Origin of the sequence: Pantoea sp. B566, from assembly GCF_024793925.1 — a bacterium.
Classification (GTDB): domain Bacteria; phylum Pseudomonadota; class Gammaproteobacteria; order Enterobacterales; family Enterobacteriaceae; genus Pantoea; species Pantoea ananatis.
This window is the reverse complement of the sequence record NZ_JANUQL010000003.1, coordinates 4,417,754-4,443,953: the sequence shown is the minus strand read 5'-3', so window position 1 is coordinate 4,443,953 and position 26,200 is coordinate 4,417,754. Positions and strand designations below refer to the sequence as shown.

General features: G+C 48.3%; 34 protein-coding genes. 8 read left to right on the top strand and 26 right to left on the bottom strand.

Translation table 11 applies throughout. From position 1 onward, the window contains the following. Positions 1 to 5 precede the first annotated feature (5 nt). From NYE92_RS22410 to NYE92_RS22375, 8 genes are all read right to left on the bottom strand, one after another. Positions 6 to 335: a head-tail connector protein gene (locus NYE92_RS22410; protein ID WP_259019456.1), complete on the bottom strand. Its 330-nt coding sequence runs from the start codon at positions 333 to 335 to the stop codon at positions 6 to 8. Positions 336 to 376: 41 nt separating this feature from the next. Then, positions 377 to 1,585 (bottom strand): phage major capsid protein, encoded by a 1,209-nt coding sequence (locus tag NYE92_RS22405; RefSeq protein WP_096012292.1) that lies wholly within the window; start codon positions 1,583 to 1,585, stop codon positions 377 to 379. 9 nt (positions 1,586 to 1,594) lie between these two features. Continuing rightward, positions 1,595 to 2,443 (bottom strand): head maturation protease, ClpP-related, encoded by an 849-nt coding sequence (locus tag NYE92_RS22400; protein ID WP_259019455.1) that lies wholly within the window; start codon positions 2,441 to 2,443, stop codon positions 1,595 to 1,597. A 12-nt stretch (positions 2,444 to 2,455) separates the two neighbouring features. Further along, positions 2,456 to 3,760 carry a phage portal protein gene (locus NYE92_RS22395; protein ID WP_259019454.1) on the bottom strand — a complete coding sequence of 435 codons (1,305 nt, stop codon included), beginning with the start codon at positions 3,758 to 3,760 and terminating at the stop codon, positions 2,456 to 2,458. Then, positions 3,760 to 5,490 carry a terminase large subunit gene (locus NYE92_RS22390; protein WP_164482270.1) on the bottom strand — a complete coding sequence of 577 codons (1,731 nt, stop codon included), beginning with the start codon at positions 5,488 to 5,490 and terminating at the stop codon, positions 3,760 to 3,762. The genes NYE92_RS22395 and NYE92_RS22390 overlap by 1 nt, the downstream gene beginning before the upstream one ends. Beyond that, positions 5,490 to 5,963, bottom strand: coding sequence for a phage terminase small subunit P27 family (locus NYE92_RS22385; protein ID WP_096012288.1), 474 nt, complete (start codon positions 5,961 to 5,963; stop codon positions 5,490 to 5,492). The genes NYE92_RS22390 and NYE92_RS22385 overlap by 1 nt, the downstream gene beginning before the upstream one ends. 201 nt (positions 5,964 to 6,164) lie before the next feature. Beyond that, on the bottom strand, positions 6,165 to 6,515 hold the full coding sequence (locus tag NYE92_RS22380; protein ID WP_259019453.1) for an HNH endonuclease: 351 nt from the start codon (positions 6,513 to 6,515) through the stop codon (positions 6,165 to 6,167). Next, positions 6,457 to 7,098 carry a hypothetical protein gene (locus tag NYE92_RS22375; protein WP_259019452.1) on the bottom strand — a complete coding sequence of 214 codons (642 nt, stop codon included), beginning with the start codon at positions 7,096 to 7,098 and terminating at the stop codon, positions 6,457 to 6,459. Before NYE92_RS22375 ends, NYE92_RS22380 begins: the two co-directional genes overlap by 59 nt. 113 nt (positions 7,099 to 7,211) lie before the next feature. On the opposite strand from NYE92_RS22375, the gene NYE92_RS22370 reads away from it, so the two are divergent. Then, the gene (locus NYE92_RS22370; RefSeq protein WP_259019451.1) at positions 7,212 to 7,730 is read left to right on the top strand and encodes a hypothetical protein; all 519 of its coding nucleotides are present in this window, start codon (positions 7,212 to 7,214) and stop codon (positions 7,728 to 7,730) included. A 153-nt stretch (positions 7,731 to 7,883) separates the two neighbouring features. On the opposite strand, the gene NYE92_RS22365 is transcribed toward NYE92_RS22370, so the two are convergent. The 17 genes from NYE92_RS22365 to NYE92_RS22285 all read right to left on the bottom strand — a co-directional run bounded on the left by NYE92_RS22365 (position 7,884) and on the right by NYE92_RS22285 (position 20,770). Further along, entirely contained in the window at positions 7,884 to 9,341 is a 1,458-nt protein-coding gene (locus tag NYE92_RS22365; RefSeq protein ID WP_259019450.1) for a glycosyltransferase family 2 protein, read from the bottom strand. 339 nt (positions 9,342 to 9,680) lie between these two features. Then, on the bottom strand, positions 9,681 to 10,001 hold the full coding sequence (locus NYE92_RS22360) for a hypothetical protein (protein ID WP_259019449.1): 321 nt from the start codon (positions 9,999 to 10,001) through the stop codon (positions 9,681 to 9,683). 241 nt (positions 10,002 to 10,242) lie between these two features. Continuing rightward, positions 10,243 to 10,677 (bottom strand): Rz lytic protein, encoded by a 435-nt coding sequence (locus tag NYE92_RS22355; protein WP_259019448.1) that lies wholly within the window; start codon positions 10,675 to 10,677, stop codon positions 10,243 to 10,245. Positions 10,678 to 10,691: 14 nt separating this feature from the next. Next, positions 10,692 to 11,108, bottom strand: a complete 417-nt coding sequence (locus NYE92_RS22350; RefSeq protein ID WP_259019447.1) for a structural protein — start codon at positions 11,106 to 11,108, stop codon at positions 10,692 to 10,694. Beyond that, positions 11,092 to 11,445 carry a phage holin, lambda family gene (locus tag NYE92_RS22345; RefSeq protein ID WP_210456362.1) on the bottom strand — a complete coding sequence of 118 codons (354 nt, stop codon included), beginning with the start codon at positions 11,443 to 11,445 and terminating at the stop codon, positions 11,092 to 11,094. Before NYE92_RS22345 ends, NYE92_RS22350 begins: the two co-directional genes overlap by 17 nt. Positions 11,446 to 12,193: 748 nt before the next feature. Further along, positions 12,194 to 12,595, bottom strand: a complete 402-nt coding sequence (locus tag NYE92_RS22340; RefSeq protein ID WP_259019446.1) for an antiterminator Q family protein — start codon at positions 12,593 to 12,595, stop codon at positions 12,194 to 12,196. Between the two features lie 20 nt (positions 12,596 to 12,615). After that, positions 12,616 to 13,629 (bottom strand): DUF968 domain-containing protein, encoded by a 1,014-nt coding sequence (locus tag NYE92_RS22335; protein WP_259019445.1) that lies wholly within the window; start codon positions 13,627 to 13,629, stop codon positions 12,616 to 12,618. Further along, entirely contained in the window at positions 13,626 to 14,342 is a 717-nt protein-coding gene (locus NYE92_RS22330) for a phage antirepressor KilAC domain-containing protein (protein ID WP_259019444.1), read from the bottom strand. Before NYE92_RS22330 ends, NYE92_RS22335 begins: the two co-directional genes overlap by 4 nt. A gap of 328 nt (positions 14,343 to 14,670) precedes the next feature. Next, positions 14,671 to 15,507 (bottom strand): macro domain-containing protein, encoded by an 837-nt coding sequence (locus NYE92_RS22325; protein ID WP_259019443.1) that lies wholly within the window; start codon positions 15,505 to 15,507, stop codon positions 14,671 to 14,673. Between the two features lie 48 nt (positions 15,508 to 15,555). Further along, positions 15,556 to 16,116, bottom strand: coding sequence for a TIR domain-containing protein (locus NYE92_RS22320; RefSeq protein WP_259019442.1), 561 nt, complete (start codon positions 16,114 to 16,116; stop codon positions 15,556 to 15,558). A 628-nt stretch (positions 16,117 to 16,744) separates the two neighbouring features. Beyond that, positions 16,745 to 18,058, bottom strand: coding sequence for a chromosome partitioning protein ParB (locus tag NYE92_RS22315; protein ID WP_259019441.1), 1,314 nt, complete (start codon positions 18,056 to 18,058; stop codon positions 16,745 to 16,747). Further along, complete coding sequence (locus tag NYE92_RS22310) at positions 18,055 to 18,177, bottom strand: hypothetical protein (RefSeq protein ID WP_259019440.1); 123 nt, start codon at positions 18,175 to 18,177, stop codon at positions 18,055 to 18,057. The genes NYE92_RS22315 and NYE92_RS22310 overlap by 4 nt, the downstream gene beginning before the upstream one ends. Then, the gene (locus NYE92_RS22305) at positions 18,174 to 18,605 is read right to left on the bottom strand and encodes a PerC family transcriptional regulator (protein WP_259019439.1); all 432 of its coding nucleotides are present in this window, start codon (positions 18,603 to 18,605) and stop codon (positions 18,174 to 18,176) included. The genes NYE92_RS22310 and NYE92_RS22305 overlap by 4 nt, the downstream gene beginning before the upstream one ends. Before the next feature lie 8 nt (positions 18,606 to 18,613). Continuing rightward, entirely contained in the window at positions 18,614 to 19,492 is an 879-nt protein-coding gene (locus NYE92_RS22300) for a conserved phage C-terminal domain-containing protein (protein WP_259019438.1), read from the bottom strand. Continuing rightward, positions 19,489 to 19,671, bottom strand: coding sequence for a DUF4222 domain-containing protein (locus NYE92_RS22295; RefSeq protein ID WP_247103499.1), 183 nt, complete (start codon positions 19,669 to 19,671; stop codon positions 19,489 to 19,491). The genes NYE92_RS22300 and NYE92_RS22295 overlap by 4 nt, the downstream gene beginning before the upstream one ends. 287 nt (positions 19,672 to 19,958) lie before the next feature. Next, positions 19,959 to 20,495, bottom strand: coding sequence for a YmfL family putative regulatory protein (locus tag NYE92_RS22290; protein ID WP_259019437.1), 537 nt, complete (start codon positions 20,493 to 20,495; stop codon positions 19,959 to 19,961). 44 nt (positions 20,496 to 20,539) lie between these two features. Next, positions 20,540 to 20,770, bottom strand: a complete 231-nt coding sequence (locus NYE92_RS22285; RefSeq protein ID WP_259019436.1) for a helix-turn-helix domain-containing protein — start codon at positions 20,768 to 20,770, stop codon at positions 20,540 to 20,542. A gap of 136 nt (positions 20,771 to 20,906) precedes the next feature. Between NYE92_RS22285 and NYE92_RS22280 the strand changes: the two genes are divergently transcribed. Further along, on the top strand, positions 20,907 to 21,605 hold the full coding sequence (locus NYE92_RS22280; protein ID WP_259019435.1) for a helix-turn-helix domain-containing protein: 699 nt from the start codon (positions 20,907 to 20,909) through the stop codon (positions 21,603 to 21,605). Positions 21,606 to 21,633: 28 nt separating this feature from the next. Here the strand turns inward: NYE92_RS22280 and NYE92_RS22275 are convergent, their stop codons facing one another. Then, positions 21,634 to 22,527 (bottom strand): BRCT domain-containing protein, encoded by an 894-nt coding sequence (locus NYE92_RS22275; RefSeq protein WP_259019434.1) that lies wholly within the window; start codon positions 22,525 to 22,527, stop codon positions 21,634 to 21,636. A 446-nt stretch (positions 22,528 to 22,973) separates the two neighbouring features. Here NYE92_RS22275 and NYE92_RS22270 point away from each other — a divergent pair, with 446 nt between their 5' ends. From NYE92_RS22270 to NYE92_RS22245, 6 genes are read left to right on the top strand one after another with little or no spacing between them, the layout of a single operon-like run. Then, positions 22,974 to 23,132 carry a DUF1317 family protein gene (locus tag NYE92_RS22270; protein ID WP_112900003.1) on the top strand — a complete coding sequence of 53 codons (159 nt, stop codon included), beginning with the start codon at positions 22,974 to 22,976 and terminating at the stop codon, positions 23,130 to 23,132. A gap of 11 nt (positions 23,133 to 23,143) precedes the next feature. Continuing rightward, complete coding sequence (locus NYE92_RS22265) at positions 23,144 to 23,800, top strand: hypothetical protein (RefSeq protein ID WP_205955146.1); 657 nt, start codon at positions 23,144 to 23,146, stop codon at positions 23,798 to 23,800. Position 23,801: 1 nt separating this feature from the next. Further along, positions 23,802 to 24,557 carry a hypothetical protein gene (locus tag NYE92_RS22260; RefSeq protein ID WP_259019433.1) on the top strand — a complete coding sequence of 252 codons (756 nt, stop codon included), beginning with the start codon at positions 23,802 to 23,804 and terminating at the stop codon, positions 24,555 to 24,557. Between the two features lie 3 nt (positions 24,558 to 24,560). Continuing rightward, positions 24,561 to 24,905 carry a hypothetical protein gene (locus NYE92_RS22255; protein WP_259019432.1) on the top strand — a complete coding sequence of 115 codons (345 nt, stop codon included), beginning with the start codon at positions 24,561 to 24,563 and terminating at the stop codon, positions 24,903 to 24,905. Between the two features lie 45 nt (positions 24,906 to 24,950). After that, positions 24,951 to 25,178, top strand: coding sequence for a DUF4224 domain-containing protein (locus NYE92_RS22250; protein ID WP_081098022.1), 228 nt, complete (start codon positions 24,951 to 24,953; stop codon positions 25,176 to 25,178). Next, positions 25,178 to 26,191 carry a tyrosine-type recombinase/integrase gene (locus NYE92_RS22245; RefSeq protein ID WP_259019431.1) on the top strand — a complete coding sequence of 338 codons (1,014 nt, stop codon included), beginning with the start codon at positions 25,178 to 25,180 and terminating at the stop codon, positions 26,189 to 26,191. Before NYE92_RS22250 ends, NYE92_RS22245 begins: the two co-directional genes overlap by 1 nt. Positions 26,192 to 26,200 lie beyond the last annotated feature (9 nt).

Genomic DNA, 26,200 nt, shown 5'->3' with positions numbered 1-26,200 from the left:
CCCCCCTACAGACCGTAGATGCGGTATGGCTGAAGCAGTGATTCAACTGCCAGAGGCAGCGTTGACACCGACACACCCGTTACGCTGGCCTCACGGTTTTCGTACCAGTGACCGACAAGAAGCAGCACCACCAGCCGGATATCATCATCAAGAAGAAGGCCGTTTTCGTCGGTGGAAAAGCCAGGATCGGCGTTGGTTTCGTAAATATTACGGCGTGTCCACCGCTCAATGTGACGTTTTGCAGCACCGATATAGATGGTCAGCAGCGAATCTTCGCTGGTATCGTCATCATCAATACGGCAGTGCTCCCTGACGGTATCGATAGAAACAATCATGGCTGAATCCGTTAAAAAGCGGCCCGGAGGCCGCGTTGATATCAGCTACCTGAACCGCTCAGGCTACCCCAGACAAACGCTTCAGGACGATACACCGCCAGAGCAAGGCGCTCCTCGCAACGGATGGTGATCATGTTTTTCTCAAAGTCGTCCTGGTTTTCGCTGGAAACCACTACGTTCGCGTCTTCACGATCAAAGAGCTGCGCACCTGCATTAAAGGCACCTGTCAGGAACTTGCCCAGGAATTGCGCGGCCTCGGTCGCCACAACTGGCAGACCCCACAACGTTGGCGAGGTAAGCTGAGCCGGGTTAGCCAGGATGTAGCGGCCCAGATCGTCTTTGCTCAGCTCAATGCCAGCCCAGTCGGTAAAGTGCAGGACGTGACCGGTTGCCGGGAAGCGGGCAAGCTGCGCCTGAAGCATGGCAAGACGCAGAACGTCGATGCTGGTCTGTTTTTTTACGGCAAAGGCCTGTTTGAAAGTCACCGCCTGCGGGATGATGCCTTTCAGGTGTGCGCCGGTACCGTCACCGAACAGAATTTCCTGTTCTTCGACATACTGAAGGCCGTAGCGCATTTCGGCATCCACAGTTGACTGAAGCTGTGCAAAGTCGTCCAGAATCTGCTTTGACGCCTTGAACATATGCGCAATGGTGCGAACCGGCGTAGTTTCTTCAGCAAATTTGATATCGCTGTAGGGCTTGGTGGTGTTTTCCGGCACTACGGCAGCGTTATTCGTGAATCCGGTCTGTTTCACGTAATAAATGGTGTTGGACTGCGTGCGGCCCGGCGCAATCAGGTCGCGGATGAACAGTCGCTGTTTCGGTGCGGTATCGATACCTGGCAGACGCTGTGGCGCCACAATCTGGCCCGGTACGTCAACGGTTGTCAGCGCAGCTTTTACCGGAACCGAAATGCGCTTGCTGCCTTCCAGGCTGGAGCGAATATCCTTCATGGCCTCAGCAGATACAAACTGCTGTCCCACGGACTGGATCACTTCTTTAGCTGCGTTAAGCGGCATACTGGCTACGTGCTGTTCCAGTTCGCCTACAGAAGATTTCAGGGTTTTAAACGCATCATTGAGCGCATTATGCTCAAGTGCGATTTTATCCACAGCAGCTTTGGTTTCGGTAGAAAGCTGACCTGAGTTTTTCGCTTCATTCAGTGCACTTTCGGCTTTCTGGCTGAATTCAGCAGACACTTTTTCCAGCTTGTTTGAGACTTTCGTCAACAGATCGTTTACATCAGACATGCTTTTTCCTTATTCGCCGAGCGAAGCCAGCGCGTTTTTGAGTGAGTTAAGTGCTTCAGGGTGGATTTCATCGACAGCGCCCGGCTTGTCGTTCTCTTCGGTGGCAGCGCCCGGCTTGCCACCTAAAGCCTTGAGGTGCTTCCGGCGCTCAGAGCGGGGCATCCCGCCCTTAGCCAGAAAAGCATCAATTTTTCTCAGCGCGGCGGCGGGGCTTTCGTCGTCGCTGGTAATTTCATCGGCTGACAGCAGTGAATCAGCAAAACCTTTCTCAATGGCATCGCTGCCGGAAATAAAGGATTCGTTATCCATCAGGGTTTGTACTTCGCTCAGCTTCAGCCCGGAGCGGGCGGCGTAAATATCTGCCATTGCCTTATCAAAAGGCTCAAGCGAGTCCGCATAAGCGCGAAAGTCGTTGCGGTTTCCGGCTGCAATCGTCCAGCAGTTGTGGATCATCAGGAACGCACCTCGCCCCATCTGAATCTCATCACCAGCCATTGCGATTATTGACGCCGCTGAGGCCGCAATGCCCAGCACCTTGACAGTGACCTTGCCTTCATAGGCGACAAGTAGGTTATAGATAGCCAGCCCTTCCCACATGTCACCGCCTGGAGAGTTGATGTTAACCGTCACATCACCGCCACCAATGCTTCTCAGCGCACCGGAAATCCGGCTGGCCGTAACGCCATCGCCAAACCAGTCCTCGCCAATGGTGTCCAGAATGGAGATCGTGTTATCACCAGACTGGCCCGCTGCACGAATGCCACCGTCCCACCGTTCAAAGGCTGCTGTGGGAAGCTCTGTATTCTGACGTGCAAAAGGACGCCCCTCCGGTGCAACCGGAAGCGTTTTAATCGTCATCTGGGGGTTCTCCTAAGCCGCTTTTTTAAGCGGTGATTGTTCCGGTGGAATATCCGGGAAGAGGAAAGCGTGTAGCTTCATCAGGTTACTGGCCTGAACACCAGCATTGTTTTCACGTAACTGATCCAGCGGCGTGAGGTTAAGCTGCACGGTGTAGATATCGCCACCCTCAATCGGTGGAAGATTTTCCAGACGGCGCACATCGTTACGCGACATCCAGCCGTTCTGTAGTGCGGTGGTGTAGTACGCCGAGCGGCCTGCCGTGTCTGCCCGGAGCAACCCTTCAACAGAGAATTCAGCAAACACATCGTCGCTGCCGTCGAGCAGACAGCGTGATATCTCCTGCTCAATATTGACCAACAGCGGGCGAAGCGTGTTGGTCAGGAACAGCAGGTTCATCCCCTCAACGCTTGAAGCCCAACTACTCTGCTTGGTGGTATGCCCGACCATGAAAGGTGGCACGCGGAACCATCGACAGATTTCTTCTATACTGAAAGAGCGCGACTCCAGCATCTGAGCAGCTTCAGGATTGATGGTTACGCCCTGATATTTCATTCCGGCTTCAAGCACCATCACCTTTCCGGCGTTTTTCGAACCGATGAATCGCTCTAAATAACCTCTAAGCCTTTCACGCTGTTTTTCGTCCAGGGCGGCATCTGAAGAAAGGAAGCCGGAACTCTGCAATCCGTTTTCAAATATTTTTGCTGCCGCTTCTTCTACCGACATCGCTGCGCCGATCACATCCCGGCCGGTCATCATTGGCATCAGCCCGCAAACGCCGTCCAGGCCAAACCCACGGATATGCATCATGTTCTGAACCGGTATTTCGCGCTGCGTCTTTACTTCGGTGTAGGTGTACTGAAGACTCCCGTTGTCCAGGCGCTTAACCACCATGTTCTGCGGAAGAAGCGGCACCAGCGACACCAGTTTTTTACCAATCATCTTTTTCTCAATGAAAGCGTTGCCGCGCAAACATATCGACGCAACGACTGACAGCATGAATCGCGATGGTGTCATTTCAAGGTTTGGGCGGCGGCACAACACCTGATATACGGGGTTATCCAGAGCCAGAACGCGCGATCCGTCAGGCTGACGCTGATAAACCTTAAGCGGAAGTGTGGAAACTGACTCGCTTAGCAGGCGGGTGCATGCCCAGACTGCTGACAGGCGCATTGCTTTATCAGCGGACACCGTTTTTCCGCTGCTGCTTTTACCCCACCATTCCTCCCAGAACGTGCCGGTAGTCAGGCTGATGGGCACACCCAGCCAGTTCAGGAGCGCACTTTTAACGCGCCCCGGATGCCTGTTTTTTTTCATCAGAAACCTACCATGATCGGGTTATCAAAGAATCCCGTTAAGTCGGGTTTGTCTTCCCCACCGTTGAGTATGAGGCGGCTAAGTCCCGTAAACATGGCTACCGGACCGTCTATCTTCGCCTCCGGCGTGGACTTGTTAGGGAAAATATTCTCGTTTCTGTCAGGCTTTACGGTGACGTTACTCATCATCCAGTTCATAACCGGGTGATTGTCATGATGAATTTTTCCGGCAAAGGTCATGGCCTCGGTTTCTTTCATCGCTTCTGACAGGTTTTTTACCGTCTGTGCGACCTCAACCATCGGCACTCCTTCATCACGCATCGCGAGGCTGAACTGAACGGCTCCCCATGGGTCAAAACCTACCTCACGAAGATTTTCGCCGCTTAGCCAGGCAATCAGGTCTTCTTTGATGACGGCGTGATCCACAACGTCACCATCGGTTAACGTCAGTGCACCGGTTTCGCTCCAGTCCCGGTAAAGCTCTGCCATCTGACGTGAACAACGCTCCAGCCGCCCTTCAGGAAGCCAGAATTTAAAGTCGGCATGAACGTGACCGCCTGGCGCACGCCAGATTTTCACTGCGGCACAGATATCAATCTTGTTGGCAAGGTCAACACCCACCCAAAGCGGGTAGGTTTTAAGCTCATGCTCAGGAGCCAGTGGCGGGCAGGCCTCCCACTTCATCATGTCAATCCACGCGGATTCAGCCGTGACCCATATATTGAGGTGCTTTGTCAGAAAGTTATTTCGTGCAGAAACCTGCTCTCTGGCTTTTTTTGCCAGGCGACGCATATCGTCCCAGCGTTTGCACACCCCCAGACCCGGGTTGGCCTTCTGCCATACCGACTCATCAAAGGGATCGTCTTCTTCATCCAGCGTATAAATGATGGCAAAGAAAGAATCATCCTCAACGATACCGTTAAGCACCTTGGTGGCGTAGTCGCGGGTGTCGTAACAGATTCCCTCTTTATTAAATCCGGCTGTCGTGATGGCAAACAAAAGTGGCTGTGAGCGTGCGCCGGTTGCCGTTTCAAGCACATCCCATACCGCACGGGTGCGGTGTGCGTGAAGCTCATCCACGATTGCGCAGTGAATATTCAGGCCGTCGAGATTGTTGGCATCGCTGGAAAGTGGCTCAAATTTGGACGCTGTGCGCTCCTGAAAAATCGCCATCTTGTTAAATTCCATCAACCTGCCCAGGGCGGCTTTTGACTGCTTGATCATGTTAACTGCATCGTTAAACACGATTCGGGCCTGGTCGCGCGTCGTGGCCGCAGAATAAACCTCTGCGCCACCTTCGCCATCAGCACCTGCCATATAAAGCCCAATGCCGGAAGAAACTGTCGATTTGGCATTTTTACGCGCTACCTCGTTGTAAGCTGTACGGTAACGCCTGACCATAACCGGCCGGTTTTTTTCGTTAATAACCGGCTTTCCCGTCTGTTCGTTGATTAATGGAATTACGAAGCCAAAAATATTTATCAGAATAAAGATGTGCCAGTCCATCAGGTCAATGGGCTTACCAGCCAGATCGCCTTTGACGTGAGGCACAAATTTATAAAAGTTGAGAATATGCTGCGCACGGCTCTCACTGAAAAAGATATTGCGCTGCTCACCGTCTTTCAGGTCATTGAGGAACCGGGTGCAGGCCTGCTTTACGTATTTTCCGGCAACAATTTCCCCCGCCACAACCCTTTCGGCGTAGCGTATTCCGTCACTGACCTTTGCCATTATTCTCTCGCTTTAAGAAATTCGTCGAACGGGTCAACCTCTCCGGTACCGCCCGTATTCACTTTGCTGCGTGATGCGGGTGTCATACCGAATTCCGACATCATGCCCCTGAGCCGTTTCCACGCATCAGCCATCATGGCAACGCGGGGGTGAGCTTTTATCAGCGTGTCGCCCGTCTGTGTTTTGGTGGTGTACGTCTCGCCTTCTTCATCGAGATAATCACGATGTGTGCGCCATTCAATATAAGCCCCGATCAGAAGTTCCAGCGCCATGCCATCCAGCTTGGTAATTACGCCCATGCAGTCGAGTTCGTCACCCAGCCGCTTGAACCAGTACTTTTCCTGCTTGCTGAAATGCTTCGGAGTTGTGGGTACCCCAGAGGGCGGTTTAGGCTCGTTCTTGTTGACGGCCCGTTTTGAAGGGTTACCCCTCACCAATTGCAGATGGGTAGGGGTTTTCGGCGGTCCTGGCATAATCGAAAACTCCTATCAATCGATGCTTGGGGGAACCCATAAAAAAGTTTTCTAACCTGCGGCGATGCGGAAAAAGGTTAGGCGGCGGTCCTTAAAGGCGAGAGGGCTGAACTTTCGACCCGCCCTCCCCCTGACAAACGATAATGACTATCATTTGATCTGAGATAGTTACATTTGAAATCACTTTGATGATATTGATTCTCACTTCAACCTTTCTTTTGCAGTTTTGCTGCGGTGGCAGGGCCAGCACAGGGCCTCAAGGTTGGTGTCATCATCGGTACCCCCATGTGCTTTGGGTACGATATGGTCAACGGTCTTGGCTGCTGTTGGCCTTCCGATTCTAAGGCAGTTTTGGCAGAGATGCCGATCACGCTGCAGGATGCGGGCTCTTATCACATCCCATTTGCTGCCGTAGCCGCGCTCATGCCTGCTCTGTCCCTGCTGATGTTGCTCCCAACCATGATTGCGGTGAGCTTCACAGTAACCTGAACGGTCAGTTGTGGTCTTGGCGCAGCCGTGCTTTCTGCATGCTCTTGGTATCAGTGTTGGCATCAAGCCTCCACGCCCTGCGGCGCTGTGTGCGTTGCTCATTGTCCGGGTGCTGCTCAACGGTGTCCGAGTCTGCATGGTCAACAAGTGAATAGCATGGATAGATAACGTCGCCGCCATAGGCATCACCAACGGCGTAGTCTGCTGGCTTTGCGCTATCCCACCTTGTAAGCACATCACTGATACGATGTTGCGGTATACTGTAACAGACGCCGTGTATCAGCCTGCTCATGAGGATGTAGTCTGTCTGGCGCTGGTCGCTTTCAATAAGCTTTGTGGCAACCTCAAGCTGATACTGTGGTGGCCTGCCGGTACCTAAATAGAAAGACAGCAAATCATCAGGGAATCGGTCAAGCCAGGCTGCTAACTTTTCGGTGAAGCCACCTACCAGCAGCGCATCGTCTTCCAGTATAACTACCCGGCAATCCTGCTGGCTGGTCCATTCGATAGCGCGACGATGATTCCAGTTCGCGCCATGCCGGTCCTCATCAATCAGCAGGTGAGCACGCAGCGACCATGCCAGTTGTTCAGCCTGATGCCGGCGCGAGTGATGGCCGACCACTAAAAACCTTATCTCTTCGGTCATCAAAGAAACTCCAATTAAAAAATCCCCACAATGGCAGCTACTGTTCATTTGTCAGGATGTTACGCAGGACTATTTCAGGTTAGTCTTTTAATAAAATCAGAGGAGTTAATTCAGTGGACAAATCAAGGAAATACGATAGAGCCTTGCAGTTAGAAATCCTCAACGCGCTTATAGACTGTGCACCTGGTACACTTGACAAGAACCAGGAGCGAGATCTTAAGGATAAATTCGACAACTATGAGCATTTCGTAGCATGCATGCTTTATCTTGAAATGCACGATTTGGTTCGCTCGCCTTTTTTAAAAAGCCACCCTTTAGGTAGTGGAATAATATACATTTTTAACTCAGACGCTTGCAGCATTACTGAAAAAGGCATTGATTTCCTTCTTGATGATGGAGGCTTGAGTGCAATCCTCAAAGTTCAAACAGTCCGGTTACACAACGATACTATCGTTGCACTTGAAGATATTATTCGCGTTGCAAATATGCCTGAAGATCAGAAGAAGGGATTGATTTCAAAACTTCGAGAGCTTCCGGCAGACTCCATAAAACATTTGACCCTACAGCTAATAAGTCAGGGGGTTCAGAATCTGCCGCGCGCACTTCAACTAATTCAAACAGCCCTCCAATAGGGCTAAATTGCTCAGAGGGACGAATTAATTCAAACTTGCCCCACCCTAACCGTGAACTTAGCTTTACCCAAAACTCTTGCTGAGTATTAGCATGAAGATAAAAGCTGTTCTTATGCATGACCGCTGAAAAGATTCTCATAGGCACATTCAACCTTACTTATGCTTCCACCAGGCAAACTCCTTACCAAGCCCGTCAGATTTGAACACGGTATGGATACGCGGGCCTGTAACCAGACGGTCACGGTAACGATGAGCGACTATGCCGAAAGCGATCATGTCGCCAACGGACGATGCTGACTGCTCTTTGCCCCAAAACCTCAACGATTCGATGTGGTAATACAGCCGGATAATGCCATGCGCTATTGCCATCACATCAGCGCGGGAACCTCCCAGCAGGCCAGCGTTTAACATCACATCGTTGCGATGCTTATCAATAAAGGCCTGACAGATAGCTTCGGGATGATTCTGCTTAGCCCAGTTGTCGGCATAAGTCTTGGGTTCAGAGCCAACGTAAATCTTGCCCTCTTCCATTTCCTGCCACGGCTGCTGAAGCATTTCCACATCAGTACCATCGGTACACCAGACAAAGTGATATTCAGGGTGATCGCGCAAGTGCTGCCAGATATGCAGCCAGCGCCGGAAGTAGACATTCATCTTCACATCAGGCACACGAAATAACTCTGTGTCAGCCGGAACAGTATCAAGTTCATCAGCCAGGACGATGCGGCCACAACCACTCAGCGATGCCGCCCACTTAGCCAGCAGGTCAGGTGTTGGTGTTATCTTATTGCCGCGCTGGGGGTCAGGCTGGCTGGTCAGTAACGTGGTGATAACCACATTGCGCTTATCGCGGTAATCAGCATATCCAGTGTAGCTACTGTTACGGCGCTCATTATGAATTGTCACATTGCGCTTAACCTGTGCTTCACGGTCTGGCTTTGGTACAGAACGCTCAACGGCCTGATGCTCATCAAGCGAGTAAATAAGTTTCTCCGAACCGACTACATCAGCGAAGGCCCATGACGTGAGCCCGGCATTGTGAATGCGTAATGCTAAATCTGAGTGCTCGTACATGCCGCGCTGATAGATGGGGTCAAAGCCACCAACCTTTTCAATCACACTGCGATGGTAGTAAAGCATCACGCCGCGCTGGCCTGTGTAGGCAACGTGCTTTTCGTCACGGTACAACACGGCTATGTCATTTAGCTTTTGCCCCGTGGCAAAGTCCTGAAACTGATAAGCCAGATGCGGTTCGGGTGAATCGATGTAAGGCTGCTCCCATCCACCAGCAGTGGGCCATGCATCATCATCCCACAGGAAAAGATGCTCACATCCCGCATCAATCAGCGCCTGAAGACTGGCGTTCTTTGATGCCACTATGCCGCGTGACACGTCACGACGAATAACCCTGACTCCAGATGGAACAGTTACCGGAACGTTTGACCCGTCATCAATCACAACCACCAGCGCGCCAGCAGGAAGGAACTTAAGCTGTTGCTCAAGGGCGCGGGATAAAACGTCATGGCGGTTGTGAGTGCTGATAGCTACACCGATATTAGACGGCAGATTTATTGCAGGCTCATAAAGAATATCATCTATGTAAACTTGCATGTTTTACCCATAAAAAAACCACCCGGAGGTGGTCAATATAGAAAATAAGATTTTTAAAACAGAATCAAAAGTTATTTTTAAATAAACTTTTCAAAAATTTTCTACCATAGCCAGGCCCCATCCCTTGAGCTAATGTATTTATGAAATTAATGGTATTACCTGCAGCACCTTCGAAGTGCCAAGTGCAGCCATCGAAACCACAGCCTACTAGTGACAAAGGATCTGGACTCGAAGCTTTAAAAACCATTTTGCAATTAGTGAACCTTACGTTTGTATAAGAATTCCCATCTAACTCAACTCTCTCAGAGTTAAATGAACAGTTTCTGAACTCCATAACTTTTACTCCGAAGATTCCACTTTTATCGAGCTAATGCCGACAAACTGATTGTCTCGCACGCTAAACTTTTGGTTATCATGAATTTGGACGAAGTTTCCTTCATCTTGATAGTCGCTTGGTGCATAAAGGACCCCATGATTCCAGTTCAATATTGCAAAAAAGATGACAACTAATCCTGTAGGGAATAACATCAAAAACCATAAATAGGTTGTCTGATTAGCTGCATCAAGTAATGGCAATACTACGTTAGCCGAAATCTCAACTATACCTGCGAAAATCCCGATTATGGTCAACGGATTCTTTATGTGACTTATAGCAGACACTAGGCGCCCCCGATGCTTTGATGATTCGGGAGCATAACATTTTTACTGCCTAATTTGCCATTGAATGAACACAAACAAGCGCGCGACTTTATCTGCTTAACGAGAAGCCTCAATCCTTGCTATCGCAGCTCTGTCAATGTTGCAACGGCCAATAACTCCATATAACTCTGCGTTGAGACTTACGCTGTCTCCAAAAGACATTCGTTCAATCGGGAGTGGTGCTTCAATAGGGCTTGTCAGGTCAGCGGGGAGTGGTACCTTTGGCTGGCTGATTGTCCGGTACTCCACTTGCGGCTTTTGCTGCACTCCGCAACCTGTCAGCAGCATCAGCGGGAACAGGAGCAACAGCGCACTTATCCGCTGCAAGATATTGCTTGATTTCATTCTGTAGTTTCCGGTTCTGCTGGGCTGTTACGGCGCGTTGTTCGGTGACCTGCCCCATTACTTCATTCTGATGCTTAACGGCTGTAACAAGCTCGTTAACGCTGGTAGCGAGGCCGTCATTCTTTGATCGCAGGTCGTTAATCTGCTCGTCTTTGCTGTTCGCCAGCTTCTCAAGGCGCTGATTGGTTGCCTCAAGCTGTGAGCTGCGGGCGTTCAGCATCCAGAGTGCCAGGCAGATAAGCCCGATGACGAAGATGTGTGAATAGTTTTTGATGAACTGGAAAGCGGCCATACGACCTCCTGCTGTCAGACGAGATCGAGCGCCCGAATAAATACATCGTATTCGTATGGCTGCGAGCCGTTCTCGTGCTTTATGATTGCCTGCAAAAGCGGGAACAGCTTACGGCTGTCCGTCAGATCGATAGGCTTATCAGCATAAGTACCTGTAGCCTGCGCCACGCTGCGGATATAAGCCTGTGTGTCATTCTCGTTCGGCGGTGCCCAGCGCTTGATGATGCCCGTAATAGTTTTAAGGCCGTATTTGCTCTGGTAGTTGCGAAGAATGATTATCATCGCTCTGATGCCAAATTCTGGCGCTTTGAACTGACAGAATGATTTATCTGTGCGCTGGCCTTCAGGCACCAGACCTTTCCACTCGTCGCCCCAGCGGATATTACCTGGATTGTTATTGCGTATGCCGCGTGAATTATTGCTGTCCGTCATTAGGTTCCCCTGATTTTCTGTCTATCCACCCGCGCAGTCTGGCGCTGATGTAGTCATTGCCGACATACCCGATGTACACCGCGAAAACCTGTGCGGCAGCGTCAGGGATGTTCCAGTTGAATAGAGCGCCGACTACCTGAAGTGTTGGCGCAGCGAAGAAGGCCAGCGCACTACAGGAAACAGCGTCGAGAACCCGCTTACTCCACGGGCTTTTTGCATAGGCACTGCGTAATAGTGAAAACATGCCTGCTACCCCGGCATATCCCCATTCTGTTTTGTGGGCGTACAGCCACAGCAGCACTGTGGCCCAAAAGCCCGGGTCTTTTTCTGGAGGCATGCGCTTAGTTCCCGCCACCGGAATGATGGCGGCTTGTAGTTGAGGAAAAGATTGCGCATCGCCACGGCGTCAAAGGGTAAGTGGTTGCTGATTGGCGAGCGCAAAAACGAAAAAAGGCCGCGCGATGGCGACCTCTTGGATTTTGATCGGACACAAAAAAAGCTCACATATGTGAGCTTAAGTGTTTCCAAACTGTTTATTTTATCTAACCAATCCGATATGTTGGTATTGGATTTTCCCTGTGTTCGCTACTTAGCATCTCCAACTTCAGATATCTTCGCAGGATGGTGAAGTTGGGGACTTTTTTTCTAGACAGAGCCTCGAATCTTCACTTAAGAGCCATCAAGGAATCATTCAGCAAAACTAATGCTTTGCCCCAACCAGAACAACTAACCTTAAGTGCAATTCAAGCTATACCAAAGTATAGAATTTAAGGTTAAGTCATTACTTTTTAACAAGTTAAAAACGTATTCTTACGTAAATCCATTCATCATAAATCCCTGACGCATTCCGCGATAGTTTCTTTGCCCGTCGGCAACAGGGTTAATCTTGCTGTGAATATCACAATATGAAAGGCGCTACAGGTTTGCAGTCCTGGACAGAGCGGTTAACCCGTCTGCGCTCAGTGCCTTTGGTATTGTGTGGAAATGAAAAAACCCCGCCAGTTGGCGAGGTTTCTAATTTAAGAGGCTATGCGTTGTTACCACTCTTAACAGATTACATAGAGAAATTCGTAACGAAAAGCAGATTAAGCAGTTTTTTGAAAAATAGTTTTCTGAGTGGCTTCATCCATCTCAAGCCGGGCATCTGTCATCAGTATGCAGGCATCAATAAACGTCTCAGCGATCATCAGCTTTTGGCGCACTTTACCCTCTGAGCATTTAAGCCAGCGGGCAATTGTTGATTTGGAAACGTCACAACGGTAGTGCGCCATAATTAAATCCAGCTCATCCAGGCGACCAACCTTTTTAAGCATCCCAACAGCGGTATCAATAATCATGCCGTCATTGTCACAGCACGAAGGACGGCTACTGGTGCTCTTTGGCAGCAGTGTAATAAACATGGGGCTGGTTGGATTCCAGCTGACCTGAGTGCCTTCGCTTGCAGCCCATCCGCCCCAACGCTCTAAAACCAGTTGAATGTCACGCATATTAAATCTCCTCCACACACTTATTTTTTATCTGTCCCAATGACGCCAACTGCAATAGCGTGATCAAGAAACCGGAATAACAGTTCAATCTGACTGCCGTAATTCGACTCAAAAAGTTTTGGGTCGCGGTGTAACTCGTCGTGATGCGCCCTGCAAAGCGGTATCACGAATAAATCATGTGCCTTTGTTCCCATACCTCCCTGACCGTGTCCGATGATGTGATGCGGATCATCTGCCTGATTAGCGCAGCATGCGCATTTCTGCGCCTTCACCCACTGTGTGTATTTCTGGCTCTCCCAGCGCTTACGCTTAGGCCGTCTCATGAATGACTCAGGCGATTCAGGGTCAGCGACAAGAGTGATTATCTTTTTTACCTGCTCAGCGGCCTGCTGAATGACCTGTTGAGGCTGGCGCTCTGGCGCGATGTGCGATTCCTTTAACTCACCAGAGACGATGCTTGCTGGAATGCGGAGTACACGTCTTGCCGGGGTTTCAGGTATCAGGTCGATAAGGTCATTCAGTGAGGCCCACCAGCAAAGCTCTGGCAGTGTAAGCTGATGCTCCCCATGCAGACCAAGCTGGCTGCAAACCATCCTGATTATCCACAGCGCTGTGTTTCCCTTAGCAATGTTGTCCAGCTTGCCGGGTGTGCCATGCTCCCTGAACTGATTATCGTGGCTGTAACACAATGACACCAGGCCGGATTCAGTCTCGTGAAGCGTGTACTCATGGTGATGCCATGTTGCATCGTCATGCCACTGGCAGCAGCCAAAGCTACGCACGAACCCAGCCAGGCCATTAGGTCCACCAGCGGAAGCAATAACGCGATCATGACTGAAGAACGGGGTAAGGGATGGCTCATCAAGTAGCGGCTGTGTGCCATCATTGATCCTGCCCGATGGAAGGTCAGCCATATCCGGTGTAGGCGTACTCACCAGAACGCGGCCACGAAACATCCCCATCAGGTCTGAGCCAGGCTTGAGCAGCACTATCCCTGTGCGCGGAGCAACCTCAGGTGTAAGCAGTGCTCTCACTCATCACCCCTTTCCGCTTTGTGAGCCGTCCACAGCCCGCCAATCCACTGAACGCCTTTGGCAGTGAAGCGTGACTGACTGAACGCATAATTTGAGTCGGTAGTGGTGCCGGTTCTGACTTCAAACCGACCGGCTTCGATGTGCTGGCTATAGGGAGTCATGACACCATTGAGTCGGTACATGATCCGGCTCTCAAGCAGGAACAGACGAAGCTCTGGCTCTTTGGCCTCAAGAAGTTTTGCCACCTGCCGGAATGTCATTGACCCTGTAGCCGTGACATAACGATCCACGAAAGCAACCTTTGGCGCGGCTTCAGTGAGCTGTAGCTGCAGGCGTTCCCTTTCCTCTTCCATTTCGGCGGCCAGGCGGAGTGCCTCAGCAAAGGTCTGCGGGATTTTAGCTGGCTGGCTTTCCTCTAACTCATGCAGCCGCTTAATCACTTTCATTCGGAGAATGGCACTGTAACCGGTAATAAGGCATTCGGTGTGCTCACGGTCGAGGTGATACTCAGTTTGCTGACGATTCATGGTGTCGAAATAGATACGCTGGAATCTCAGCGCATCTTCTCCCAGGTCATCCAGCATACGGCGAATATCTACAGTGACATTTTTGTGTTCTTTGCCTGTCAGTTCGGCAATCTCACGGCTGGTCATGATCGGGGCTTGAATGGCACTGACTACAGGCGCATTAGCGCCCGCTGATTGAATTAGCATTTTTAACTCTCCACACACTTTACACGCATTATTTTTAAACGGCCCCGCCCCATCACCTGCAAGTGAACGGGACCAACCTTTACCAGAGACATCTGCAACATATCCCGGCATTCGCACTATAACCGCTATTCAATTTTATTTCACTGAAACTATTAGAGGTTGCATTTGAAAATCAAGAAATTAACCTTTATTTAAAACCCAATGATATTCAACGAAACCTATACGTTTCTTAGTTGTGTTTATTTAAAATCGATAGATCAAGGCTTTACAAATCACCTCTCAGCCAATGAGCATAAAATTAGAAAAATACTTCCTGTAATTTATTCAATCAAAGCCCATTCCTAGCAGACTTTATATCTAGCAAATTAATTCTGTCGATTTTTCCAGAGTGTATGATAACTGTTAGCTTTGCTGGATACTTGAATCTCATTTCACTAATTCTGAATGTCCATAACATTATTTTCAGCAACTCTTCATCACTTATATTTTTATGTTCCTTAATGCGAGTTATACCCGAACCGAAAATTGGAACAGAAACACTTTTTTGAGCATAGATTTTGTTTACTTTGTCCCAGAAATTAAGTAAGAACTCAAGATAATCAGGCATAGTTAGCCAAGCTCGATTCTGCTCATCAAATTTTGCGAATGCTGTTAAAAGAAAATCATCATGGACGTAAATAGTACCCGGAGTATAACGCTTTCTTTTACCATCTACACGGGTTAGGTTTTCACCTTTCAATTCGGACTCTTCAAAGCGATAATTGGAAATCCTTTGATCAAGTTCATTAATAGAACATGAAAGATGTTTTTTCAAAAATTCGCCATTTAATGATTTTGAGGAGATTATCTTTTCATCGACCTTTGTATCAAAATATTCATTAAATGATATAACCTTGAATCCATCCTCCGAAAACAAATCCCCTTCCTTTATGGTGACTGTACTACTTTCAATATCGATATCAATATTTCTTAAATTCCCCAACCACCACCATATATATACATAAAGAAGCCCCAACCCTAAAACAAAAATCAGCCCCAAAGTATATTTATCCTCTTTGGGTATATCAATGAAAATCAAAGCGAGGGATGCAGCCGTACTTATACCTGAAGTCCATTCAGAAAATTTTTTAATTATCTTTCTATCAAAAAAACTTATTTTAGACATAGAAACCCCTAAACCGACATAATCATGCCGGTTTGAATTCAATTTAAATTATTTGAAAAAATAACACGAAACGCTTGCTTTAGAATTTACCATGAAGTCCTTGTCAGTAAGGGCTTTTTTAATTAATTCCTTATCCATTGGGACATGAAGAGTAGGAACCATGGTCAGATTAGATTTAAAGGCCGGAACCAAATCCCATAGTTTTTTAACAGATGCCTTTATATTCCCATCTACAGCTATATCTGATTTCTCAGAAAGCTCAGGATAAATAACTATTACTGGAAGCCCAAGCTTTCCCATGCCATATTCGAACTCTTCAGTGACTGCTTTAGAGGCTTTTGTTTGAGAACTTAGAAAAAAAATAATATTTTTTGAATTACCTAGCCTTTCACGCAAACGGGGTTTTAATGTAGATTCCCAGTCACTGCTATCTCGAACATTATAAGTGGAATCATGCGCATTATTAAATGGAAATTCGTCATCCTTTGCCTTCCAACTTTTAAGCAGATTATAATATACAAAATCCCTTGTCGCATGAGCACCTAATCTACTTGGATCAAACGGCTCTGACACATAAAAAGCGCAGTAGTTTCTTGTTGAATTACCCATTCTTTAGTCCTTTTAAGGTATTAAGTTGCTGTTAGAAAATTAGGATTTTTTTAAATTAAAATCACTACAAAGCAATAAAACGATAACAACCCACATCAGTTTTAAGTTGTTAGTGAAAATAAACACTACATCAAGCCTTGAGAGTAGTTTGCAATTCCTTTAGTTGAAAATATCACATATTGATATTCGTTGACTAAGGAAATGATAGTGACTGTATGAATCAGAAACGATTCTACAGGGGCTCATAGGGAAAGTAAGATTAACCCTTCCTATATTGGGAACATCTATCATCAATAGCCAGTACTATATATTAAACATTTTTACCGATAAGAATCAATCTTAACTGATGCATCACACCCTACTTTTTAGTAATTAACTTGCATGAACGTCATTCATCTTAAATTCTTCATACCTTTCTTATAGTTAACATGGTAACGGCTTCGATTTTTTCACAGGTACAGTCACACTTTAACTTCCACTTTCACTTTGATAAGTTAGGGGCACCGCTTGAGCTGCGTAAGGATGGCTGCGATTGCGCCGGAACGAAAAGAGCGCCCGGAGGCGCTGATTATCATTCCCGTATTCGTAGCCCGCCAGTAACCGTTAACACTTGGTGGAAATGGCAGGATTAATTTCCTACTGTATAACCCTCCTCGGTTAATAGCTCTTTGACTGCTCCACGTAAGAGGCGGACGTTTTCCCAGCAGTTCGGGTCTGTCTGCTCCACCAGCTCAATGAACTCACCGACTGTACAGGGTTTAACAAGTCGGGTTTCAACCAGTACCGAATGGAAGCGGCGGAATCGAAAGCTATCTTCATCCGGGCCTTCAAACTTTTCAGCAATCCACAGTTTTAATTCAAGATCGTCCTTATGCTCCTGGATGAGTCGCTTTGCCTTCTGGATGGTTTCAGCAGGCACAACCAACATCTCTGGGCTTTCAACTGAATCTGAGGCCCATACGTGGGCGTATTTCGACTCACTGAAACTGTATTCGTGCTTCATGCCGAACGCAGCCACTACACAGGCCATTGTCTCAACGCCGCTTTGCTCCAGAATATCAACACGCTTAAGCGGTAATTGCTCGCCTCCCTGCTGCTCCTCTAACAGCTCTGGTTCAGCAGCTTTTTCAGCGCCGGGGATGCCTTCACGGTATTCTGCCAGGATAGACATGATCTCATCGGTGTAGCTGGAATTGTGATACAGCGCTGTCTGGCCGTCTTCATCGTCTCTTGCCTGCGCATCGCATAGCAATTCGACCAATCGCCGCGCCTTCTCTGCGTTGAACTTCGGCATCGCTGCGGTTTTGGTCAGTTTCTTTTTGCCCGCGGCTTTTACCTTCTCCATCTGCTGTTGTGCAATGCTGGAAGCCTTTGCGCCATGCTCACGCTGAAGGGCTAATGCAGTGGTCGCTGCTACTTCGCCAGACCTGACCATATTAATCAGCCCATCGCCAACAGTCAGAAGCTGCAGGTGCTGTTCAACGTCAGTGACCGAGCGCTTAACCTTCTTCGCTATCTCTGCCGGTTCCCAGCCCTGATTGACAAGGCGCTGATAGGCAGCGGCACGTTCAAGCGGAAGTAATGCTCTGCCCTGGCTGCTTGTCACCATGAATGCAATGCGGTCTGCTTCACTACCAACGAAGTCTTTGCACTCAAGGCGCAACTCATGACCAGCCTCCTGAGCCAGCTTCGCGCCGAAGTAACGGTGATGCCCGTCGATAACCTTGATGCCATGCTCAGTAACCTGAACGGCAAGCGGCGGGACATGCTCACCAGCGATAAACGCATCACGGAATTCTTCAACGTGGGTCTGGTCAATCTCGCGGACGTTGTAACCAGGCTCGACGTAAAGCTCATCCACGCTCAGCAAGTAGGTTTTGCGAGTAGTGATGTTGGTGCCTTTTTCGTCTTTGCCTTTATAAACCTGAGATAAGTTAGTCATACTGTGTGTAACTCCATAACCAGAGAGATAATCAGTAACAGGATGATCACCAGCACTTCCGGCAAAGACCTGTAGAAATATTCGTTTTCTTCAAAGTGGCGCTTAAGGGCTGGTTTCATCGGTGAACCTCCCACTGCCAGTAATCGCTGACTTTCCCGCTGTTGATGCCGCTATAGCTGCTGCAGCGTATTGCGCCTCTGGCCGCGCACTTATCGCTTTTGACTTTTGCAACCTGCCGGTTGTGCTCAAAGGTGGCTGTCATCATTGCGTTCAACCAGTTATGGCTGGCGCGAAGCCACAGGCCCTTGCTCTCAAGCTCAGTCGCTGTCTGAACGGCTTTGAGATATTCACCGTTCTCTTCAGGCCTGGGCGCGGTGTTTACCGTAAACAGCCACTTCTGATTGCGAATCAGGATGAGCTGCTCGCACATCTGAAAAACGGCATCGCGGGCTGTTGCGTACTTAATGCCTGTCTTTTCGCTGATGCGCTTCATGCTCATCCCACCGTGAGTGCGGAGGCATTCAAGAATAATTTCGGCGTTGTCCATGAATCCCCCTAAGCGCCACGGAAGCCCGGAGGCGTCTGGCTGTCTACTGGTGGCAAAGCGGTTACGTCACGCATCCACTTGCCGTTGATGCATGGCGGACGCCCGGCGCGGTCCCACTTCTGGGCTGAACTCAGATAACCGGGAAACTTTCCGGGACGGAAAATGGTTTCTGGCCGAACGAATTCGCTCATCTTCGGGTCTTCAGACCACTTGGCAATGGTGTAATCCACAGTAAGGATCAGCTCATCAGCGCTGAAGTCTTCACTAAGGCGACCACGGATAGGACCCAGTGACGATTTCGATTTCTGATAACGCAATCCAGCGGCGCGATTAAGATGCTCAAGAACACGGAAAGCATCCTCGGAAGATTCGCTGTCGGGTTTCGCAGAAACCGGACAAGAGTCTTTACCTGTAATCTCTGTAGTATTCTCTGTTGTATTCTCTGTAAGATGAGGGCAATTTGCCCCGATGGATGAGGGCATGTTGCCCTGTTCGATTGGTGCAGGTTGCCCCATTCGATTAGTGCAATTTGCATTCTTCGATGAGTGCAAATTGCCCTCATCGGTCAATAAAGGGTTTGCGTGGTTAATTGCGTAATAATTAGTCCGATCATGCTGAGTTTTTTTAAGCTGCTCGACGAAAATCAGGTCACGCTTTTTAAGTGACGTAAGAGCACGCTTAACAGTGTCAGATGACCAGAATGGAAACTGATTTGTCCATTCATCGATAGTGTTATAAACCCAGCGTTTCCCGTCATATTCGACGCCAGATGTGGTGTCTTCCAGCCAGTAGCAAATCTGTTGAAGCACTATGGCTTCATTGAGGCCAATGCGGCTGGCAAGCTCAGGGCTCACCACAAGCGGCTTGACCTTAAGCAGTAAACTCATGGTGATACCTTCCTGAACTTCTGGCTGAACAACACACGCGGCAGCATGCAGTCATACGGATAATCAGGGCGACGAAAGATAACGCGGTGATTAACCGTATCGACGCCAACAGTTGTGACCGGAACGCCACGATTGTCTTTGTACTTTTCAACCCAAGGCTTAATGATTTCAGTTTCCATTCTTCACCCCGGCACATTCAGGACGACGATAAAACTCTGCCCAGGCTGATTCGACTACCAGACGAGGCACGCACTGGTAGTTGTGGGCCTTATCCGCCGAGGATATGATTTGCTCATAGACAGGAACGCCAGCCTGATAACGGCAGCGGAATTGCCCTGACAACGGTTTCTGATTTACAATGCCCACGCGATGAGTCTCCACACACGTTGATTTACTCGCACCGAACGCCCTAGGCTGCAACCCGGGGCGTTCACCTTTTCTGACCCCTGCTAAATCTGTTACCACTTCAAATGTCCTGCGCTTCGAACTGCATTCCGGCGACATCAGCCTTCCTCCCGGTTGATACGAACATGTCCACAGCGTGATCTGCTGTGCCTGCACTGAAGAGCGCAATGAGCCCAAAGAATCCGTGAACCTGGTGTGTGAGTTTTTTTCGGAACAGCGCTGACAGTGTTTTGCGCTCGTGATGGTCGATTACTCCGTCTGCCATAGCTGCAAGCTGTGCTGTTGCCAGCTCACCTTCTGCGGCCTTGGCCTTCATCTGCGTATCGAACAAATCAACCTTGTCCATTTCGCCAGCGGCCTTGATATCCACCAGCAGCATTCCATGACGAACGGCCATGAACTCTGCTATGCAATGGGTGCCGGTCAAGGCCTCCATTTGCATCAACTCCTCCAAGGTGAAGAAGCGACTACCGCATTTGCGGTAAAGATGGTTATGGAACTGATCGATGCTCATGCCCAAATCAGTAGCCATACCTAAGCGGCCGTGTTTATGTGCTTTGCACATCTGGCGGATAGCTATGTTGATGGTGTCTACCATTTTGTTTTCCTTGAGGTAGTTAATATGAAAACGTTGGTGATTTATTATTCAGCCATTGTGAAAACGTCAGGGCGAAGCTTTTCTTTTGGAATCCCTGTTACCTTTTCGATAAAAGCAGCTTGTTTTACGGGTGGTTTCTTTTCTCGGTTAAGCCAGTTCCATATCTGTTGTTGCTTGATAAAAATGCCTGAACTAACGCTAAGCTTTCTTGCTAACTCGGATTGCCCACCAGCAACGCGAATTGCATCAATGAGGGCTTTTTGCTCGGGCGTCATATCTATCTCCTGTTGCCAGATGCCAAAGTTGTGAAATTTATTGATAGTACAACCTTAACAACTTTTATCACAACTTTTAGGTGTTGGAAAGCTAAAACATTAAGTTGTAATCTCGCCAGAAAGGAGGGATTAAGTTGTGAAAACACTTGCAGAAAGATTAAAAGCAGCCAGGGAGAAGGCTGGCATAAGCCAGGCAGACCTTGCAGAGAAAATTGGGCTCTCTCAGCAGTCTGTAGCTAAGATTGAAAATGGTGAGACGCAACAACCAAGAAAAATCAAAGAAATCGCCTCTGCATTGAACGTTACACAGAGATGGCTTCAGCTAGGCTTGGAAGACACGGAGCGCGGCGATAGTATCAAAAGCAGTACTGTTAGAAGCATTGCGGAGCATGACCCTGCAAACAAATACCGTATTGAAGTTTTAGATCTTACCCTCAGTGCGGGCCCGGGTGCGTATATGCTCTCTGAGTTTGTTGAAGTGTTGGCAGCTATTGAATTTACTAATGAGCATGCAAGAGCGCTGTTTGGAGGTCGACAGTCAAATGACGTCAAGGTTATGACAATTGATGGGGACAGTATGTACCCCACGATTAAGTCAGGTGACAGGCTGTTTTTTGACGTGTCAGTGAGAGAATTCAAAACCGACGGTGTTTATGCGTTTGTCTATGGCAAAACGTTCCATGTGAAGCGCTTACAGATGCAGGGAGTCAAACTGGCTGTTCTTTCGGATAACCCTAACCTTGAAAAATGGTTTATTGAAGAAGGTAACGAGGATCAGTTTTATGTGATGGGTAAAGCCCTTCTACATGAATCAGTTATGTATAATAAAATTTAATTATGCCCGGTTTTTACCGGGCTTTTTTTTATTCGTCGACTCGACTCAAGGCACTGAAGAGCATTTCTTCTGAAATGATTTTAAGCGGCCAGCCCTTCTCATCCCTATAGCTAACTGCCTTTTCAATTTTTCTACCATGACTGGAAAAGCGCCAATCCCTAGATGAAAGTGTGCCGATTACGAGATAATCCAGAGACTTCGTTACCCCATCGGATATCAAACCCTCAGCTCCTACAATCCTCTCTTCAACGAGTGATCTCTTTCCGGCTGAAAACACTCCTGTTAGACAAAATTTCTTGCCCTCTATGTTGAACGAATCAAGCACATCAACAGGTAGTCGTGTCGCAAGGCCATCAACTACACCGGAATCTAAGTCACACCCAGTAAAATCAATCAATGCCTTGTGCAGAACGTTACTTTCTTTTTGAGTGATAACACCATCGCTAAGAATGCTCTTCACCAATAAAAAAAGTTCTTTACCGGGATAGTTACTTTTAAGAGCACCATTCTGAGTTAACCACCAATCTAGATACCTTATTTCATCTTCATTGAGATGGCGATCAGCTATGAGCCCTTTGCATAAGCCAGTCAAAAGATGAAGATCTGACTCTGTTGAATAGAAATCAATTTCAGGTATATCTAAAATATCTCGCTGAATTATATTAAGATATTCTTTCAACTCTTCCTTTTCTTGTTGCGTAACAACTTTGTCAGCAAGTATCAGGCTCACCCTCTCGGATAGGCTTCTGATTACGCCATTGCTGATCATTTCATTTGCTTCTAAAAGCCATGTGTCCAAGTAAAGAACTTCTGTTTCAGAGACTTCTCCGTCAGCCAGTATCCCGTCGATAATGCTGATGAGGTTAGCGAAAAGTTTGTCTCTATTGCGTGTGTAATTAAATATGTAGAGCTTGTCATCCATAAGACCTCCTTTTTCTTTTCATATTTGCATCAGCATGAAACCTAATCAAACTACTTAAAGTAGTTGACAATGACTTTCTTCGACACTAAATTACAACTTAAAGGTGTTAAGCCTGCATTATGGCTTCTGGGAACGTTCATAAACACCTTGATTCAGTTAAGCGGCCACTCAGAGACTTTCATCCCATAAGGAGAGCGAAGTTAATGTTCACACGGTTTAAACGCACTTTTTTGCACAACGATGAGAGCATTTGGCGGGCGCTTCAGGCCGCGTCACAGAGGCGCTGAGTGTTCTCTTCGTTGTGACATGTCACAACAACCTTCAAGTGTGGAGGCCCGGCTCTGGGTTGTTGCAGTAACCCAGCAGCCAATTAACTAAATCCCAAAAGTTTTATTGCCATCTTCGGCAAGGGATTAGTGCAACCAAAAATCGTGTGTGGAGTATTCATGGAAAAGTCAGACGACCCTATCACCGTTGGCCGTATCACCCTGCCCTATAGCCATCTGCTCAATGGCTGGCTGATGCCTGACGGTACCGTTATTAAAAATCCTATCAGGGCGCAGAACGAAGCTGAGCGTCTTAACAGCAACATCGTTTTTCACTGAGGGCCACCAGCATGTTATCGAATAAATCAAACAAAGAGCTTGTTGAAGCCGGTCATCAGTTCGCTAAAGCGCTTGATGCTGATATGCCTCTTACTGAAATCTCAAAGCTTGTCTCTGCTCTGGCAACCCGCCTTGATTGCGCTATCGTCCGTGGGGATGAATTGCAGCAGAAGCTGGATGCGGTGGCGGCGGAGAGCGATACCAATCTTCGCAGTGCTGCAAGCGAACTGAATACATCCTGGATGTTGCACAAAACAATGATGGGCGCTCAGGCCGCGCTTCTCTGCCTGTCTCAGGGGGACATTCTTTCTGCCAAAGAATGGCTGGAAGGCACCACTGACGAAGCGATTATTGAAATGCCTGACGATTTGAATCCCCGCGACCTCCAGGAGTGGTTTGACAGCAATATGGTCAGCAACGGCGGCTCCAACGGCTTCCTGACGCATAGCGAGGCGCTTGAGTTGTTACGTAAACGAGCGCCAGCCACCGACACTTATCTGAACTCTGTGCGGGCGGAAGGTGTGGATATGTTTTCTGCTCATCAACGTGCAATGATCGGCAAGCCACATAAAAATGATGCAGCTACCTCTTATGCCTCACGTTGTGCCACTGAATTCGCTGACTCTCTCCGCTCAGGCAACAATGACACTGCGGATAAGGCGGGTTGATATGATCCACTACCACGGTGGGCCAATTACACCAGACGTGGCTGCGTTAAAGGCGTGGAGAGGACGGCATGCTTTTATCTCTTTCGCTCATAGAGATCAGATAAACCTGGCGTCAGAGGTGTGCCAGTCATTTGCCGTTGATAACGGCGCGTTTACTGCTTGGAAAGCAGCTGGCAAAAACAAAATCGACTGGGAGGATTATTACGAGTTCGTGGCGCGCTGGAAAAATCATCCGGGCTTCGACTTTGCGATCATCCCCGACGTCATCGATGGCGGTGAGGCGGAGAACGAAGCGTTACTGGATGAGTGGCCGCATGGTGATTTCTACGGCGTTCCGGTCTGGCACATGAACGAGAGCGATGATCGCTTTATCCGACTCTGCAATGAGTATCCGCGCGTTGCGATTGGTAGTTGCGGTGAGTATGACGTTAAGCGCCCTAATCTGGCCGTGTCTCGAATGAAGGATTTAATCAGGCATGTGACGGACGTAAAGGGCCAGCCAGTTGCGAAGCTTCATGGTCTGCGCATGCTTAATCCGCTCATCTTCACCAAGTTACCTCTGGCTAGTGCGGACAGCACCAACGTAGCGCGAAATATCGGCATTGATAAAGCCTGGTCTGGCGCTTACTCCCCAGCATCCAAAGAGACACGCGCATCAGTTTTGGTCGAGCGAATTGAGTCTCATAACTCGCCGGGTTCACTTATTTACTGTGAAAAACGTGATCGCATGTCTTTTCAGTTGCATTTGGAGGTTTGATTGATGGCCAAGTCATCCGCCGAACGTAAAGCAGAGCAGCGCGCCAGACAGGCCGCTGCAGGTGTCAGAAAGTTGGAGATTGTTCTTGATGAGCAGGAACTGTCGATGCTGGAGCAGAACTGCACCTTACGCCGCCCAGGTCGAGAGCCCTACGAAATGGCAGAGTATATCGCTCTGCTTATTCGGCAGGACGATGCGCGGGTCCGTAGCCGGTTCAAATCGATCAGTAAGCGCAAGTGCGGCAAGTGTGGTGATTGCCTGCCTGTGCAGGATTGCCCACTTAAAGAAGAGTCAGCCTGTTGGGTGAGCCTGGGCTGGCATGAAACGAAATTGGTTATAGCGCCGTGACCTGTCGCGGCTTTTCTAACCTGTTGCAGCGGGAGTGTGTGGAAAATGAACCATTCAAATAATGACATTATTTCTGATGATGAAATCGAGCAATTAACAGGATACAAAATTCCGTCAAAGCAATGTCAGTGTTTAAAGGAAGCAGGAATTTTTTTCATGGTGCGCAGAGATGGGAGACCAAGAACTACCTGGCAGCACTTCAATGACCCTCTTTCTTCACGCAGCAAGCAAATGCCTGACCTCAATGAGCCGAACTTTGGAGCCCTTGATTAATGGCCCGTACCAGAAAAAATAAAGAAGATTGTTGGATGCCGCCTCGAGTATATCGGGGCAAGTCTGCCTATGAGTTCCACCCTAAAAATGGTGGTGCGATGCGTCTTTGTGATCTTGGCAGTCCTCAGTCAAAAGTATGGGCCGCTTATGAAGCGTTGATTAATGAAACGCCTGACATAAAGAATTATAAGTCATTGGCTGAGCGCTTTTTCAAGTCACCTGATTTCTACGAGTTGGCGGCTGAGACGCAGAAGGATTACCGAAAGTATTCGCTGAAGGTTTTAAGCGTGTTTGGGGATATGCCTTCGGATTCAATAAAACCAGAGCATATCAGGAAGTACATGGACAAGAGGGGGTTGAGAAGCCGCACTCAAGCTAACCGGGAGAAAGCGTTCATGTCCCGGGTGTTCCGGTGGGGATATGAGCGCGGCCTTGTTAAACAAAATCCGACTAAGGGCGTAAAACAGTTTAAAGAAAAAGCGCGTGATCGCTATGTCACCGATGCTGAATACTCCAGTCTGTACAGTGTTGCTCCTGATATGGTCAAGATTGCAATGGAACTGGCTTATCTCTGTTGTGCTCGTCAGGCGGACATACTTGAGCTAAAGAAGAGCCAGATAATCGATGAAGGCATTCTTATAAAGCAGAGTAAAACTTCTGTATCCCAGATAAAGGGATGGTCGCCAAGATTGCAGGACGTCATAGCTCAGGCTTCTACCCTGCCCCTCAAATCAGGAATGAGCAGCATATTTGTTATTCATCAACCATCGGGAGCAAAATATACGAGAGATGGGTTTAACAGTAGGTGGCTCAAAGCCAAGCAAGATGCAAAGGCTGCATTTCCAGAGTTAGATTTTGGTTTCACTTTTCATGACTTAAAAGCAAAAGGAATATCTGATCTTGATGGCAACATATATACCAAACAGGAAATTTCAGGGCATAAGGACGTGAAACAAACCGCACGTTACAACAGGAAGATCGTGGTTGTACCTGTAGTCGGGGGGCAGAAATAAGATTGGTAT

Bases quoted from the DNA above. Each gene is read 5' to 3' on its own strand.
- NYE92_RS22260 (WP_259019433.1), top strand. From the start codon at position 23,802: ATGATCCACTACCACGGTGGGCCAATTACACCAGACGTGGCTGCGTTA.
- NYE92_RS22390 (WP_164482270.1), bottom strand. From the start codon at position 5,490: ATGGCAAAGGTCAGTGACGGAATACGCTACGCCGAAAGGGTTGTGGCG.
- NYE92_RS22340 (WP_259019446.1), bottom strand. From the start codon at position 12,595: ATGCGTGACATTCAACTGGTTTTAGAGCGTTGGGGCGGATGGGCTGCA.
- NYE92_RS22405 (WP_096012292.1), bottom strand. From the start codon at position 1,585: ATGTCTGATGTAAACGATCTGTTGACGAAAGTCTCAAACAAGCTGGAA.
- NYE92_RS22285 (WP_259019436.1), bottom strand. From the start codon at position 20,770: ATGACGCCCGAGCAAAAAGCCCTCATTGATGCAATTCGCGTTGCTGGT.
- NYE92_RS22350 (WP_259019447.1), bottom strand. From the start codon at position 11,108: ATGACGGACAGCAATAATTCACGCGGCATACGCAATAACAATCCAGGT.
- NYE92_RS22300 (WP_259019438.1), bottom strand. From the start codon at position 19,492: ATGAGTTTACTGCTTAAGGTCAAGCCGCTTGTGGTGAGCCCTGAGCTT.
- NYE92_RS22310 (WP_259019440.1), bottom strand. From the start codon at position 18,177: ATGAAACCAGCCCTTAAGCGCCACTTTGAAGAAAACGAATATTTCTAC.
- NYE92_RS22295 (WP_247103499.1), bottom strand. From the start codon at position 19,671: ATGGAAACTGAAATCATTAAGCCTTGGGTTGAAAAGTACAAAGACAAT.
- NYE92_RS22400 (WP_259019455.1), bottom strand. From the start codon at position 2,443: ATGACGATTAAAACGCTTCCGGTTGCACCGGAGGGGCGTCCTTTTGCA.
- NYE92_RS22270 (WP_112900003.1), top strand. From the start codon at position 22,974: ATGGAAAAGTCAGACGACCCTATCACCGTTGGCCGTATCACCCTGCCC.
- NYE92_RS22410 (WP_259019456.1), bottom strand. From the start codon at position 335: ATGATTGTTTCTATCGATACCGTCAGGGAGCACTGCCGTATTGATGAT.
- NYE92_RS22330 (WP_259019444.1), bottom strand. From the start codon at position 14,342: ATGCTAATTCAATCAGCGGGCGCTAATGCGCCTGTAGTCAGTGCCATT.
- NYE92_RS22375 (WP_259019452.1), bottom strand. From the start codon at position 7,098: ATGACCGAAGAGATAAGGTTTTTAGTGGTCGGCCATCACTCGCGCCGG.
- NYE92_RS22265 (WP_205955146.1), top strand. From the start codon at position 23,144: ATGTTATCGAATAAATCAAACAAAGAGCTTGTTGAAGCCGGTCATCAG.
- NYE92_RS22395 (WP_259019454.1), bottom strand. From the start codon at position 3,760: ATGAAAAAAAACAGGCATCCGGGGCGCGTTAAAAGTGCGCTCCTGAAC.
- NYE92_RS22355 (WP_259019448.1), bottom strand. From the start codon at position 10,677: ATGGCCGCTTTCCAGTTCATCAAAAACTATTCACACATCTTCGTCATC.
- NYE92_RS22255 (WP_259019432.1), top strand. From the start codon at position 24,561: ATGGCCAAGTCATCCGCCGAACGTAAAGCAGAGCAGCGCGCCAGACAG.
- NYE92_RS22380 (WP_259019453.1), bottom strand. From the start codon at position 6,515: ATGCCAACACTGATACCAAGAGCATGCAGAAAGCACGGCTGCGCCAAG.
- NYE92_RS22245 (WP_259019431.1), top strand. From the start codon at position 25,178: ATGGCCCGTACCAGAAAAAATAAAGAAGATTGTTGGATGCCGCCTCGA.
- NYE92_RS22365 (WP_259019450.1), bottom strand. From the start codon at position 9,341: ATGCAAGTTTACATAGATGATATTCTTTATGAGCCTGCAATAAATCTG.
- NYE92_RS22275 (WP_259019434.1), bottom strand. From the start codon at position 22,527: ATGGATGACAAGCTCTACATATTTAATTACACACGCAATAGAGACAAA.
- NYE92_RS22290 (WP_259019437.1), bottom strand. From the start codon at position 20,495: ATGGTAGACACCATCAACATAGCTATCCGCCAGATGTGCAAAGCACAT.
- NYE92_RS22250 (WP_081098022.1), top strand. From the start codon at position 24,951: ATGAACCATTCAAATAATGACATTATTTCTGATGATGAAATCGAGCAA.
- NYE92_RS22345 (WP_210456362.1), bottom strand. From the start codon at position 11,445: ATGCCTCCAGAAAAAGACCCGGGCTTTTGGGCCACAGTGCTGCTGTGG.
- NYE92_RS22385 (WP_096012288.1), bottom strand. From the start codon at position 5,963: ATGCCAGGACCGCCGAAAACCCCTACCCATCTGCAATTGGTGAGGGGT.
- NYE92_RS22305 (WP_259019439.1), bottom strand. From the start codon at position 18,605: ATGGACAACGCCGAAATTATTCTTGAATGCCTCCGCACTCACGGTGGG.
- NYE92_RS22315 (WP_259019441.1), bottom strand. From the start codon at position 18,058: ATGACTAACTTATCTCAGGTTTATAAAGGCAAAGACGAAAAAGGCACC.
- NYE92_RS22320 (WP_259019442.1), bottom strand. From the start codon at position 16,116: ATGGGTAATTCAACAAGAAACTACTGCGCTTTTTATGTGTCAGAGCCG.
- NYE92_RS22325 (WP_259019443.1), bottom strand. From the start codon at position 15,507: ATGTCTAAAATAAGTTTTTTTGATAGAAAGATAATTAAAAAATTTTCT.